Genomic DNA, 14957 nt, shown 5'->3' with positions numbered 1-14957 from the left:
AAGTTACGTTTATTTTTTTGCCACTTCGATTATTACATTTGCTACACGCTCTGTGGCATCCGTAATCGCAACACTTTTTGCTTTTTCTGCCATCGCTAATAAGGTTTTTCTATCCCAATTTTTCAGGGTTTGAGCAATGACTTCTGGAGTTAAATCATTCTGTTCGATAATTCGAGCGGCACCCGCTTTTTCTAGCGGCAGTGCATTCCAATATTGCTGTCTATCTTTGTGCTGGAAAGGAACAAAAATAGCGGGTAATCCCGCTGCGGCAATTTCGCTAACTGTTAATGCACCGGAACGACATACAACAACATCAGCCCATTGGTAAGCTTGCGCTATATCATCAATAAATTCAGTAACTTTATATTCAGATTTAACTGAATTTTTTGCTAATTCATTCTGATAGCGTGTTTTTGTATCACTTTCGCCACCTTTTCCTGCTTGATGCCAGATTGTAACATGTTCACCTAGTAAACCTGCAACTATGGGTAAGGTGTGATTTAAAATTCTAGCGCCTTGGCTACCACCAATAATCAATACACGGATAGGCCCTGTTCTCTCATTTAATCGAACTGAAGGTGCTTCAAGTGCCAACACATCTTCACGAACAGGGTTTCCAACCACTGGCGCATTAGGAAATGCGCCCGGAAAAGCCTGTAATACGCGTTTCGCAATTTTTGAGAGCCAGCGATTAGTTAATCCAGCGATACCATTTTGTTCATGCAAAATAACAGGTATCCCACACATCCAAGCAGCAACGCCACCGGGACCTGAAACGTACCCTCCCATACCAAGCACAGCATCGGGCTGATAACGTTTCATAATAGAACGAGCTTGAAAAATCGCTTTAATAATACGAATAGGGGCTACGATTAACGCTTTGATACCTTTACCACGTAAACCTGAGATACGAATAAATTCAATTTCAATACCATGTTTAGGTACTAAATCGGCTTCCATTCTATCCGCGGTTCCTAACCATCGGATTTCCCAACCTTGAGATTGTAGATAATGAGCAACAGCCAGTCCTGGGAATACATGTCCTCCAGTACCACCAGCCATAACCATTAGACGGCGTCTACGCTCGCTCATTTCGGGCTCCTTACAAACGCCTGAGCTTGTGCTAGACGTGTTTCATAATCAATTCGTAATAACATCACGATGGCGGTTGACATAATAATCAAGCTCGAACCACCGTAACTAATAAGAGGAAGGGTTAATCCCTTTGTTGGCAACATGCCTGCTGCTGCACCTACATTGACCAATGATTGGAATGTAAACCAGATCCCAATAGAACAAGCTAAAAAGCCTGAAAAACGTTGATCGAGGATCAGCGCACGTCGTCCAATTTGCATCGCGCGAAAAGCGATGAAGAATACCATTAAAAGCACCAAAACCACACCGATATAACCAAGTTCTTCAGCAAGAATAGAGAAAATAAAGTCGGTATGCGCCTCAGGTAAATACTCTAGTTTTTGTACTGAGTTTCCTAAACCTTGTCCAAGTAAATCGCCACGGCCAAATGCCATTAGAGATTGTGTAAGCTGATAACCGCTACCAAATGGATCTTCCCAAGGTTCTAAGAAAGAAGTAATACGTCGAACACGGTAAGGTTCAACAATAATCAACATAACAACAGCTGCAATGCCTGAACCGATAATCGCTAAAAACTGCCAAATTTTAGCACCGGCTAAAAATAGCAGTGCTAATGTTGTTACGAATAAAACCACAACGGTTCCTAAATCTGGCTGTAATAACAATAAGACAGCCAATACTAACATCACCCCCATCGGCTTACAGAAACCCCAAAAGTTATTTCTGACTTCTTCAACTTTTCGGACTAAATAGCTCGATAAATAGCAAAACAGTGCAAGTTTTGATAATTCAGCTGGCTGGAAATTTAATGGCCCCACCGCAATCCAACGTGAAGCACCATTAACTGAACTCCCAACCCCTAATACCATCAATAAAAGGAGTATCGAGCCAAACAGCATTAAGCTGCTATAACGTTGCCAAATTGCCATTGGGATACGCATAGTAACTAGCGCAATAAAAAATGCGACAACGATATAGATACCATCACGTTTAGCAAATAAGAAAGGATCTTCTGCGAGACGTTGACCAACAGGCATTGAAGCCGATGTCACCATAACAAAGCCGACAACCGCTAATCCGAAAGTAAACCAGAGCAAGGTACGATCATACGGCACAAATGCCGTATTCTCAGTTTGATAACTGCCCACTAGCCACTGTTTTAATCTTCGCATTGCGAATATGCTCATCAGCCAAGCTCCCTTGCTAAACGTGCAAATTCATCACCACGCTGCTCAAAACATTTAAACTGATCTAAGCTTGCACATGCTGGAGAGAGCAACACCATATCTCCTGATTTCACAGTAGGCGCTAAGGCTCGCATGGCTTCTTCCATTGTCACTGTTAATAAAGAGACATCAGGTCGTAAATTTGCCAATGCTTGTCCATCTTGTCCAAAACAGTACAGACGAATATTATCTCCACTGATATAAGGCAATAAAGAAGTGAAGTCAGCCGATTTACCATCACCACCTAATAAAAGATGTAATGTCCCTTCAACTTCAAGCCCTCGTAATGCCGCTTCTGTACTTCCTACATTGGTGGCTTTCGAGTCATTTATCCAACGTACATTTTGGTGTGAATAAACTAGTTGAAAACGATGAGCAAGACCGTGATATGTTCTCAGCACCTCTGTTGTAGCTTTACGAGAAATACCCACGGCATCAGCAAGTGCTAATGCCGCTAATGCATTGGTATAATTATGCTGTCCCGAAAGATACATTTCAGCCGTTGAAAGGACTTTTTCACCTTTCACTTTTAACTGGCGATTTATATTATCAAGCTGATAATCACCTTGTCCGACACCAAAGCTAACACAACGATTATCTTTACCCGCTAAAGGTAACGTTAATGCATCATCTTCGTTATAAACACAGGTTTTAGCGTTATCGTAAATACGCAATTTCGCTTCACGATATTGTTCTAATCCTAACGGATAGCGATTCATATGATCTTCGCTAATATTTAATACCGTTGCAGCTGCTGCTTTTAAGCTATAAGTCGTTTCTAGTTGAAAACTCGATAACTCTAATACATATAAATCATGAGGCTCGGTTAATAAGGTCAGAGCTGGGACACCGATATTGCCACCGACGCCAACGCGAATACCATCGGCACTTGCCATTTCCCCCACCAGTGTTGTCACTGTACTTTTACCGTTAGAGCCAGTAATTGCTACAATAGGTGCGTTGGCTTCACGACAAAACAATTCAATATCACCAACAATTTCAACACCATGACTTGCAGCTTCAACAAGTGCAGGTGTCGAAAGTGCAATCCCCGGACTTGAGATAATTAAATCGGCATCGTTAAGCCATGCTTGATGAAAACTACCTGTATGATATTCAACGTCAACAGGAAGCTTATCTAAGCCTCCTGGTTTTTGGCGTGTATCAATAACCTTAGGTGTAATACCTTGGCGGATAAAAAAGTCAACGCAGGAAAGGCCTGTTATTCCAAGCCCAACAACAACCACTTTTTTCCCCTGATAATTTGCCATCTTAACGTACCTTTAATGTCGCCAGACCAATAAGCACTAACATCAATGAGATGATCCAGAAACGGACAATAACACGAGGTTCAGGCCAGCCTTTTAATTCATAATGGTGATGAATTGGAGCCATACGGAAAATTCGTTGACCACGTAACTTAAATGAGCCAACTTGTAAAATTACGGAAAGTGTTTCAACAACAAACACCCCTCCCATAATGACTAATAAGAATTCTTGACGTAATAACACCGCAATCGTTCCTAATGCGCCACCTAATGCAAGAGAACCTACATCGCCCATAAAAACTTGAGCTGGGTAAGTATTAAACCAAAGGAAACCTAACCCCGCACCTACGATAGCAGTACAGACAATCACCAATTCCCCCGCATGCATCAAGTAAGGAATTTTTAAGTAGCTTGCAAAATTAACGTTACCAGTCGCCCATGCAACTAATGCAAAACCAGCGGCAACAAAAACTGTTGGCATAATGGCTAAACCATCTAAACCATCGGTTAAGTTAACAGCATTACTTGTTCCAACAATGACGAAATAAGCCAATAAGATATAAAGCATTCCCAATTGAGGCATGACATCTTTGAAGAATGGCACGACCAGCTGTGTTGCTGGTGTATCTTTACCAATGGCATACATACTAAATGCAACAACAAGCGCTAATACGGATTGCCAGAAATATTTCCAACGTGCGATTAAACCTTTGGTATCTTTACGAACAACTTTACGATAATCATCAACAAAGCCAATCACGCCATAACCAATTAAAACCAGCAATACACACCAAACATAAGGGTTATCTAACCTTGCCCATAATAGTGTAGAGATAGAGATAGAGAGCAGGATCATAATCCCGCCCATTGTTGGAGTACCTCGTTTGCTAAAATGCGACTCTGGACCTTCACTACGAACCACTTGTCCAATTTGCATTTTTTGTAACCATGCGATGAGATGAGGTCCCATCCACAACGCAATAATTAATGCCGTCAATAAACCAACAATTGCCCTGAATGTCAGATAAGAAAACACATTAAAAAATGTATGGTATTTAACCAAATATTCAGCTAGCCAAACTAACATTCAAAGCACTCCTTTAATGCGTTCACAATATCTTCCATCGCGGAGCTTCGTGAACCTTTTACTAAAACTGAAACAACATCATGCTGCTGTAATAATGGAATTAATTGAGCAAGTAAGTCGGCTTTAAATGCAAAATGCTGACCACCTTGATTTTCATCACTAATAAAATGGCTGTAATGCCCAACAGTAAAGACACTATCAATACCTGCATTGTGAGCAAAACGACCAACATCGCGGTGACATTTTTCTGAATCTTTACCTAACTCAGCCATATCCCCTGCAACAAAAATTTTATATCCTGGTAATTGAGAGAGCACTTGTAAGCCCGCAATCATCGAGCCATCGTTCGCATTGTAAGTGTCATCTAACACCATTTTTCCTGAAGTTAATTCAACAGGGTACAATCTTCCTGGTACAGCCTTTAATGTCGATAAACCAAGGCGAATATCTTCAAGTGTTGCTCCTGCAGATAGCGCTAACGCACTTGCAGCTAAAGCATTGGCAATATTATGACGCCCCGGTAATGGCAGCGTGATTTCAACACAACCTTCAGGGGTGTGTAAGGTGAAGTTGGTAGTGAGTTGCTTAACTGATATCTCGCTCGGATAAAAATCAGCATTACGTTGCGCTGATAACGAGAACGACCACTGTGTTTGACGCACATTTAAATGATGTTGCCATAGAGGTAAGTCATTACTATCAAGATTAATAATGGCTGTACCTTGCTCTTTTAAGTGTGTAAATATTTCACCTTTTGCCTGAGCAATTCCTTCCAGTGAGCCGAAACCTTCGATATGTGCAGAAAATAAGTTATTTACCAGCGCACTATCTGGTTTCACCATATTTACGGTATAAGCGATTTCACCAATATGGTTTGCACCTAATTCAATAACCGCAAAACGGTGTTCAGGTGTTAAACGAAACAGTGTTAAAGGCACACCAATATCGTTATTTAAATTGCCATGGGTATATAGAGTTTCGCCACAGTGACGCAAAATAGAAGCCGTCATCTCTTTAACGGAAGTTTTTCCAGAAGAGCCTGTCAGTGCAACAATTTTGGCATGGCTTAGCGAACGAATATGTGTAGCAATCTCACCCATTGCTAGGTGGGTATCTTTCACAATGATTTGCGGACAATCAATATCGACTTCATGATTAACTAAAACCGCAACAGATCCCTTTTCTTTTACATCAGCGATAAAGTCATGAGCATCAAAACGCTCACCCGCTAATGCAATAAACAAACAATCTTCATCAATTTTACGGCTATCTGTTGAAATCGACTTGATAATAAGTTGATCTGCTTGGTTTTGAGCGATATGGCTCAATTTACCTTTGGTAATTTGTACAATATTTCCTAAAGATAGAGGGATCACGCTATCACCCCCAATAACCGAGCAACGGTTAATCTATCTGAATAATCAAGGCGACGTGAGCCAACCAACTGATAATCTTCATGCCCTTTACCTGCGACTAAAATCATATCATTGGTATCTGCTTGCATAATCACGTTAGTGACCGCTTCAGCTCGACCTTCAATAGCTATCGCACGGCCTGGATCCATTAAACCAGAAAGAATATCTTGAATTATCGCCTGAGGCTCTTCACTACGAGGATTGTCATCAGTAATAACAACTTTATCAGCCAGCTCTTCTGCGACTGCCCCCATTAGTGGGCGCTTACCTTTATCTCTATCTCCACCACAACCAAATACACACCACAATTTGCCTGTGCAGTGTAAACGAGCAGCTTGAAGGGCTTTCTCTAAAGCATCTGGAGTATGAGCATAATCGACAATAACTGTAGGGCGATTATCCGCGCTAAATACTTCCATGCGACCGCAAACCGGTGTCAGTGAAGATGAAGCATTTATCACCGCATTTAATGGGTATCCTAATGCTAATAATGTCGCTAAAGCACATAAAAGATTACTAACATTAAAAGCGCCCATAAGTGGGCTTTCAATTACCCCCTCACCCCAGCTAGAACTAAAATGAATCGTTGCCCCCGCATCATGATAATTAACACGGGTTGTTTTAACAAAACGACCTTGCCAGTTTTGTGGCAATGTATTTTCCATTGTCACAGCAACAGCGTCAGGTAAACGCGATAACCATTTTTGACCAACAGCATCATCCGCATTAATGATTTTTTCACCACTATGATGAGTGGAAAATAGTAACCATTTTGCTTCTTCGTAGTTAGCCATATCACCATGATAATCAAGATGGTCACGGCTTAAATTCGTAAATACACTCGCCACAAAAGGCAATGCACTGACACGACCTTGAACTAAACCATGAGAAGAAACTTCCATCGCTGTCAATGTCGCGCCTTGATTTAATAATTGCTGTAACTCTAATTGAATATCAACCGCAGAGCCTGTGGTGTTCATCGCAGGAACAACATGATCTAAAAGACCGTTACCGACAGTTCCCATCACAGCACTTATTTCACCTAAACCTTGCGCCCACTGTGCTAACAATTGTGTTGTTGTCGTTTTTCCGTTAGTCCCAGTAACACCTATCAGCTTCAGCTTTTCCGCAGGTTGATGATAAAAATGTCCCGCTAACTTTGATAGCTCGGCATTAAGATTATCAATATAAATAACAGGAATACCGTGGCTTTCACGGATTTCACCATGTGTTGCAACATCTTGTGCTTCCGCTAATACCGCTGAAACACCTTGAGCAATTGCTTGAGGAATATAGCGTCTACCATCAGTTTCATGACCTTTAATGGCGATAAAAAGATCACCACTCGCCGCTTTTCGACTGTCGAGTGTCATGTCTTTGAGCATCAAAGACGGTGCTTGTATCCCGAGTGCCCTTAATAGGTCACTTAAGTTAGGATCGGCCACTTGTATCCTCTTCTTTTTTAATTACAAATTCATTTTTATCGTCTGGCGTCAATGCATCAGGTTCTACGTTCATTGTTCGTAAAACTGCACCCATAATTGTGCCAAACACCGGTGCGGATACTGCGCCTCCGTAATACTTACCTGCTTTAGGTTCATTGATTATCACAACTAACGCAAAGCGAGGACGACTCGCAGGTGCAACACCCGCCACATAAGAAATATACTGATCGATATATTTACCATCTGGCCCAACTTTTTTCGCTGTCCCTGTTTTAATGGCAACACGATAGCCTTTAATTGCCGCGCTCACACCACCACCACCGGGTAATGCAACGCTTTCCATCATATGTACGACGGTTCTCATTACAGGTTCAGGGAATACTCGAGTTCCAGGCACAGGAGGGTCAACTTTCGTAATAGAAAGAGGTCGGTAAATACCAAAACTACCAATTGTTGCGTAGACACGTGCTAACTGTAACGGCGTTACCATTAGCCCATATCCAAATGAGAAGGTGGCCCTTTCAAGATCGGACCACCGTTGTTTTTTTATTGGAAATATGCCACTACTTTCACCAACTAGCCCCAAGTTAGTTGGTTTCCCGAATCCAAAACGTGAATATACATCCACAAGTTCAGATGCAGGCATCGCTAACGCTAGTCGTGAAACACCAACGTTACTCGATTTTTGTAATATTCCTGTTATCGTTAGCTCATTATATCGCCCTACATCTTTGATTTGATGTCCGCTAATACGATAAGGAACAGTATTAATAACACTATTTTCTTGAATGATATGATTATGAAGTGCACTCATCACAACCATCGGTTTTACCGTGGAACCCGGTTCAAAAATATCGGTAATAGCGCGATTACGCATCGCATCTTTAGGTGTACCCGTTAAATTATTTGGGTTATACGACGGACTATTAGCCATCGCCAACACTTCACCGGTATTCACATCAACTAAAATCGCTGTTCCCGATTCTGCTTTATTCTTAATAACAGCATTGGTTAATTCGCGGTAAACCACAGATTGCAAACGTTCATCAATGCTTAACATCAGATTATGAGCAGCTTGGCTGTCTGTTTGAGCGATATTTTCAATAACACGGTTAAAACCATCTTTACGAACAACACGCTCACCAGGGGCACCTGTCAGCCACTGGTTAAAGCTTTTTTCAACCCCTTCAATACCATCACCATCAATGTTTGTTACACCGATGATGTGAGCGGTTACTTCACCTGATGGATAATAGCGTTTTGATTCTTGGCGCATATTAATCCCAGTGATTTTTAGCTTACTAATATAATCACTAATTTCAGGATTAACTTGCCGAGCTAAATAGATAAAACGAGCGGAAGGTGTGGCAACAATTTTTTGCTCGATCTGATTCACTGGCATCTTCAATGCATCAGCAAGTGCTAACCAACGAGAGTCCGTCATATCAGGATTAGCATCTAATACAACTTTAGGATCCGCCCAAATAGCGAAAACAGGTACGCTAACGGCAAGAGGTCTGCCCATTCTATCGCTGATCATACCTCTTGCTGTTGGGACTTTTTGCACACGTAGAGAACGCATATCCCCTTCACGAATAAGAGGATCAGGATTAATAATCTGTAAATAGGCAACACGGATTAATAGCGCGACTAAAGCGATACCAATACCACTGCAAAGCAACGCAAAACGCCAACTCACAAATCCTGTTTTTTCTTCAGGTTTGCGTAGTTTGGCATTTGACTTTGTCTTTGCTTTCGCTTTTGCCGAACGTGAAAATTTCATACTTGCCTTAATTATTTAGTAACCACGATGTTCTCTTTTGTTGGGTCAACATGGATCATTCCCAAACTATCACTTGAAAAACGTTCAACTCGGCTATGATCTGCCAGCGCGTTTTCTTCAAGAATGAGATTGCGCCATTCGATTTCCAATACGTTTTTTTCCAGCACTAAACGCTCTTTTTCTGCTGTCAATAAACGTGTCTTATGTGCTGTCGTTACGACATAAATCGCAGAAATAATCACAGCGATCAGTAAACACATAGGTAATTTGCCATGACGCAGTAAATCCTGCCCTATAACTCTCGGTAGTGAGTGTCGTTCGGTAGACATTTATTCCTCAATACGTTGTGCTACACGTAATACAGAGCTTCGTGCCCGTGGATTTTCTTCAACTTCTACGCCTGTCGGTTTCATTTTATGAATACTTGATAAGCGAGCACTTCCTAACTCTTTTATCTGCGCTTCTGTAAGAGGAATACCTGCTGGGACAACAGGCCCCTTGCTCTCATCTCGAATAAAACGCTTCACCAATCTGTCTTCTAACGAATGAAAACTAATTACTGACAAACGTCCTTCAGGTGCTAAAACAGAAACTGCACCTTTTAATGCTTTTTCAATTTCATCTAATTCGCTATTAATATAGATGCGAATTGCCTGAAAACTTCGTGTTGCTGGGTGTTTATGTCGCTCTTTTACCGGGCTTGCATCGCTAATTAAATCAGCCAATTGCTTGGTTCTAGTCAAAGGCTCTTCTGTTTTGTTACGTGCAACAATGGCACGAGCGATACGCTTAGCAAAACGCTCTTCACCAAATGTTTTTAATACCCATGTAATGTCGTCTTCTTCTGCTGTCATCAGCCATTGTGCAGCTGATTGCCCTGAAGTTGGATCCATACGCATATCCAGAGGCCCATCACGCATAAAAGAGAATCCACGTTCAGGATCATCGAGTTGAGGAGACGAAACGCCCAAATCCAGTAATACGCCGTCAATCTTTCCAGCTAAACCAAGCTCATTAACATACTGTTCAATATTTGAAAAAGGTCCATGAACAATAGAAAATCGAGCATCATCAATTTCATTAGCAACGGCTATGGCTTGAGGATCTCTGTCTATCGCAATCAAGCGTCCTTGTTCCCCTAATTGCGATAAAATTAGACGAGAGTGACCTCCACGACCAAATGTTCCATCGATATAGATACCTGAAGGCTTAATATTCAGCCCATTCACTGCTTCATCCAGTAATACACTGGTATGACCAAAATTATTTGTTGTCATTATTTAAAGTGATAAATCCAATAGTCGTGTCGATAACGGTTCCTGTGAGGTTTGCTCGGCTACAATGTCTTTTTCGATCTGTTTGTACCAGACCTGTTCATCCCACAATTCAAATTTATTGAATTGACCGACTAACATGACCTCTTTTGTTAACCCCGCATGCTGTCTTAGCGTGCTAGCTAACAAAAGACGTCCTGCGCTATCCATTTGGCATTCGCTGGCGTGACCTAATAACAAACGTTGAACTCGACGTTCCGCAGGGTTCATGGAGGACAAAGCCGCTAATTTTAACTCAATCTTTTCCCATTCTGGAAGGGTATATAGCAATAAACATGGCTGGTTGAGATCAATGGTACAAACCATTTGACCTTCAGAAATCTCACTCAGCGTTGTTCGATAACGGGAAGGAACTGTTATTCGCCCTTTGCTGTCAAGATTAACGAGTGTTGCTCCACGAAACATCCTCATTACCCCCAGCTTTATAATTTACACCACATTATCCCACAAATCCCCACAAATAGAGTTTACGGATGGTATGAAAACGTTGTCAAGCCGGATATAGGAAGCTTTATTTATATTTACAGTAATTTGATAAGCACACAGAAATGTTTAAATGTTCGACAAAAAGAAAAAGGGAAATATTAACACTATGATTAATAGAGGTTATTTTTTAAATTCTATTTTTAATCACGAAAAGTAATTATTTATAGCGATTACAAGCAAGAAAACCAGATAAAGAAATCATAATAAGTAAATCGTGATTTTTATGATAAAAAACTAATTTATTGCAGCTCATTTACCTTTAGCCAACATAATAATTTGGGGACGCTTTTATATAAGCAAAAACAGCAAGATGAGAAAAAATAATTCAATATCATAAAGATAGTTATTTATTTTTATCTTACGTTTCCCAGAATAAAATTAATTACTCATTAAATTTAAGCAGTACCACTTATAGATATGTCAAAATTTGATCAACCAACCTAGTGAAATTCGAAAAACAGTAAAAAAAGGCTTAAGATTAATCTCAAATTTAATATTCTCTAAGCAATTCGACATTCTTAAATCCAATAACTCATCCCCGTTTTAATTTAATAAAACGGGGATGAGTATAAATGTAGATAATTACCAACTGCGTGAGATCAATTAACGTGCACGTCCTAAACTGCCTCGGCGACATAAATCACGGCGAATACGTGTAATTCCTGCTTGTGGTTTTTGTTCTTCTTCAAGACTCGCAAGCACAAGTTCTAATACACGTTCCGCAATATCACGATGTCGCTGAGCAACAGATAAAACAGGACATTCAAGGAAGTCCAATAACTCATGATCACCAAAAGTCGCAATAACCAATTGCGTTGGTAAACGACCACTACGTTGTAATGTCACATCCATCACCCCTTGTAATAAAGCAAAAGAGGTAGTGAATAGCGCATCAGGCATTGGATTGTTATTTAACCATTCAGAAAAAGCAGCCGCAGCAGCTTCTCGTTCATAGCTATTTGCATATAGGTAGGTGACTTCTCTAGGATCATCTTTCCATACATTACGGAAACCTTGTTCACGTAAAAAACTCACAGAGAGTTCAGGAAGTGCGCCTAAATAGAGTACAGATTGCGAAGGAAATGCTTTTAATTCTGTTGCCAACATTTTGGCATCTTCTAAGTCATCGCCAACAACACTGATAAAATGTTCACTTTCTAATGCTCGGTCTAACGCAATAATTGGTAATGAGCGATTTGCCCAACGCTGATAGAAAGGATGCTCTGGTGGCAATGCTGTTGAAACAATAATGGCATCAACTTGACGTTGCAGTAAGTGCTCAACACAACGAATCTCGTTGTCTGGCTGGTCTTCTGAACAGGCAATCAATAATTGATAACCGCGTTGACGCGCTTGCCGTTCTAGGTAATTTGCGATCCTGGTATAACTGGTATTTTCCAAATCAGGAATAACCAAACCGATAGAACGCGTACGACCAGCACGTAATCCCGCGGCAACAGCGTTCGGGTGGTAATTATGCTCTCTGACCACCGCCATCACTTTTTCAACAGTCTTGTCACTTACACGGTACTGTTTCGCTTTACCATTAATGACATAACTTGCTGTTGTTCGTGAAACACCAGCCAAGCGGGCGATTTCATCCAGTTTCACATTAGCCTCTTTTAATTATTAAATGTGTTATTTATTACATATTGCTATAAATTTCAGTCATCATGCTGATCTGAGTTTGCATTTTAACACAATTTACTGATAAAACCGTATGCGTCAACGTTTCCGTTTATGTCTTTTATCAATTATTTCAATCATCGTTATCTATCTATACGTCATTTTAAAAGAAAAAAGCACCAATCAGGTGCTTTTTCATCAATTAAAACTAATCTTGATACATTAATTCGATTTCGTTTCGATAGCGTTCAGAAATAATTTTACGGCGAAGTTTTAATGTTGGTGTTAATTCACCAGATTCCATTGAAAAACCTTCAGCAAGAAGAGTAAAGCGCTTAACTTGATGAAAACTTGAAAAGTTTTTTTGCATTTCACGTAAACGTTCATCAAACAGCTCTTTAATTTTAGTATGACGTAATAACTCTATGCGATCGTGATATTTTAAATTTAATGCACGCGCATGTTCTTCTAATGCATCAAAGCAAGGCACGATAAGGGCAGAAACAAATTTACGTGTATCTGCGATCACCGCAATATGCTCAATAAAGCGGTCTTGCCCTAATGTTCCTTCGATCATTTGTGGTGCTATGTATTTACCATTTGACGTTTTCATTAAATCTTTTAAACGTTCCGTGATAAATAACATACCATCACTATCCAGTGCACCTGCGTCTCCTGTGCGTAACCATCCATCTTCTGTAAAGGCAGCAGCCGTATCTTCCGGTTTATTGAAATACCCTTTCATGACAATGCTACCACGTACTTGGATTTCGTTTTCTGCACCAATTCGCACTTCAACGCCTGGCAATGGAGTACCAATAGAACCTAACTTATATTTGTTCTCTTCCCAGCATGAAACTGTGGCACAAGTCTCTGTCATACCATAGCCATATTTTATATTAATACCGGTGGCCAAGAAAAAGCGGATAACAGCATCATCTAAACGAGCACCAGCTGCAGGTAAAAAGCGAACTCGTCCACCTAAGATTTGTCGCAATGGATTTAACACTTTTTTATCTGCAAAACGATAGCATAAGCGGGAAATAAAGCCCTGTTGGCGCTGATTCAGTTGTGCTTCACGCCGTTTTTCACCCTGCTTTATCGCCCATTTAAAGATAAGTTGACGAAATACTGAAGCTTGAGACACTTTATCTTGAATAGCGCTATACACTTTTTCATAAAAGCGAGGAACAGCACACATCACAGTAGGTTTAACCTCACTCATTGCTTCTCTAACAGCATGAGTGTCCGTTAAATAGACATTAACCGCGCCAGTGTGCATGACATAGAAGCTCCACGCGCGTTCAAAAACGTGAGAAAGAGGTAAAAAACAGAGTGAAACATCTTTATCAGATAATGAGAGACGCTCATCATGTAGATAAAGCTGTGATGCTAAGCTTGTGTAGTCGAGCATCACACCTTTAGGTTCACCTGTGGTTCCTGATGTATAAATCAGAGTAAACAGATCATCTAAACTGCATTCATTAATACGTTGTTTTAACACGTCATCATGCTGAAAATGCGTCTGATTAATTAAATTTTCTAGATAGCACGAAGGTGTATTTGCGTTTAACACAACATCGGAGTTAAACACAATAATATGTTCAAGCTGAGGACATAATGCTAATAATTCAGAAGCAATATCATATTGCTTTTGGTCGCCAACAAAAAGAATGCGAATATTCGCATCATTTAAAATATAAGTGGCTTGTTCAACACTACTTGTTGCATAAAGAGGAACGGTTACTGCACGTAGTTGCAAAGAAGCAATATCAGCTAAAGACCAATCAATGGTATTTTGAGAAAAAATCCCAATGTTTTCTTGAACATCTACACCCATTTCTAACAATGCATTTGAAAGCGCGTGTGTTTTCTTTTCAACCAACGCCCATGACATTTCGATGTTGCGCTTAGCATCCCACTGACGGTAAGCAATTTTATTTCCGCTGTGTAAAAACTGCATCTGCAATCTTCTAATTATATGATAATCATGAAGATTATTATTAGTTATCATAATTTTCCTGCTATTTATGGAAAAGCGCCCCTGTAATGAAACCGAAATGGAGAAAATGCCTCTCTTACAGTTTCAGCTTACACTTGTTCGCTGACTCGAATAAAAGTCTAAGTGATCCGCCAAAATAAAGGAATTCAATTTTACATAAATTTGTAAAATTGTGAGTTATGAAAAGTTT

The 14957-nt window shown here is 40.3% G+C and carries 12 protein-coding genes; all 12 read right to left on the bottom strand.

Going from position 1 to position 14957, the window contains the following annotated elements:
* Window positions 1-9 precede the first annotated feature (9 nt).
* Window positions 10-1092, bottom strand: coding sequence for an undecaprenyldiphospho-muramoylpentapeptide beta-N-acetylglucosaminyltransferase (gene murG / locus QSH13_RS05100; protein WP_109396907.1), 1083 nt, complete (start codon window positions 1090-1092; stop codon window positions 10-12).
* On the bottom strand, window positions 1089-2282 hold the full coding sequence (ftsW, locus tag QSH13_RS05095; protein ID WP_109396908.1) for a cell division protein FtsW: 1194 nt from the start codon (window positions 2280-2282) through the stop codon (window positions 1089-1091). Before ftsW ends, murG begins: the two co-directional genes overlap by 4 nt.
* Window positions 2282-3592, bottom strand: coding sequence for a UDP-N-acetylmuramoyl-L-alanine--D-glutamate ligase (gene murD / locus QSH13_RS05090; protein ID WP_109396909.1), 1311 nt, complete (start codon window positions 3590-3592; stop codon window positions 2282-2284). The genes ftsW and murD overlap by 1 nt, the downstream gene beginning before the upstream one ends.
* Before the next feature lies 1 nt (window position 3593).
* Window positions 3594-4676: a phospho-N-acetylmuramoyl-pentapeptide-transferase gene (mraY, locus tag QSH13_RS05085; RefSeq protein WP_109396910.1), complete on the bottom strand. Its 1083-nt coding sequence runs from the start codon at window positions 4674-4676 to the stop codon at window positions 3594-3596.
* Window positions 4670-6052, bottom strand: a complete 1383-nt coding sequence (gene murF / locus QSH13_RS05080; protein ID WP_109396911.1) for a UDP-N-acetylmuramoyl-tripeptide--D-alanyl-D-alanine ligase — start codon at window positions 6050-6052, stop codon at window positions 4670-4672. Before murF ends, mraY begins: the two co-directional genes overlap by 7 nt.
* On the bottom strand, window positions 6049-7536 hold the full coding sequence (gene murE, locus QSH13_RS05075) for a UDP-N-acetylmuramoyl-L-alanyl-D-glutamate--2,6-diaminopimelate ligase (RefSeq protein WP_109406618.1): 1488 nt from the start codon (window positions 7534-7536) through the stop codon (window positions 6049-6051). The genes murF and murE overlap by 4 nt, the downstream gene beginning before the upstream one ends.
* Window positions 7523-9319, bottom strand: coding sequence for a peptidoglycan glycosyltransferase FtsI (gene ftsI, locus QSH13_RS05070; protein ID WP_109396913.1), 1797 nt, complete (start codon window positions 9317-9319; stop codon window positions 7523-7525). Before ftsI ends, murE begins: the two co-directional genes overlap by 14 nt.
* An 11-nt stretch (window positions 9320-9330) precedes the next feature.
* Window positions 9331-9648: a cell division protein FtsL gene (gene ftsL, locus QSH13_RS05065; RefSeq protein WP_109396914.1), complete on the bottom strand. Its 318-nt coding sequence runs from the start codon at window positions 9646-9648 to the stop codon at window positions 9331-9333.
* Window positions 9649-10596 carry a 16S rRNA (cytosine(1402)-N(4))-methyltransferase RsmH gene (gene rsmH, locus QSH13_RS05060; RefSeq protein ID WP_109396915.1) on the bottom strand — a complete coding sequence of 316 codons (948 nt, stop codon included), beginning with the start codon at window positions 10594-10596 and terminating at the stop codon, window positions 9649-9651.
* 3 nt (window positions 10597-10599) lie between these two features.
* The gene (gene mraZ, locus QSH13_RS05055; protein ID WP_075670769.1) at window positions 10600-11058 is read right to left on the bottom strand and encodes a division/cell wall cluster transcriptional repressor MraZ; all 459 of its coding nucleotides are present in this window, start codon (window positions 11056-11058) and stop codon (window positions 10600-10602) included.
* 684 nt (window positions 11059-11742) lie between these two features.
* Window positions 11743-12750, bottom strand: coding sequence for a catabolite repressor/activator (gene cra, locus QSH13_RS05050; protein WP_075670767.1), 1008 nt, complete (start codon window positions 12748-12750; stop codon window positions 11743-11745).
* Between the two features lie 223 nt (window positions 12751-12973).
* Window positions 12974-14779 (bottom strand): AMP-dependent synthetase/ligase, encoded by a 1806-nt coding sequence (locus tag QSH13_RS05045; RefSeq protein ID WP_109396916.1) that lies wholly within the window; start codon window positions 14777-14779, stop codon window positions 12974-12976.
* Between the last annotated feature and the right edge of the window lie 178 nt (window positions 14780-14957).

It is taken from the genome of Proteus faecis, from assembly GCF_030286765.1.
Taxonomy (GTDB): domain Bacteria; phylum Pseudomonadota; class Gammaproteobacteria; order Enterobacterales; family Enterobacteriaceae; genus Proteus; species Proteus faecis.
The sequence above is the reverse complement of the archived record's forward strand: the minus strand, read 5'-3'. Positions and strand labels throughout refer to the sequence as shown.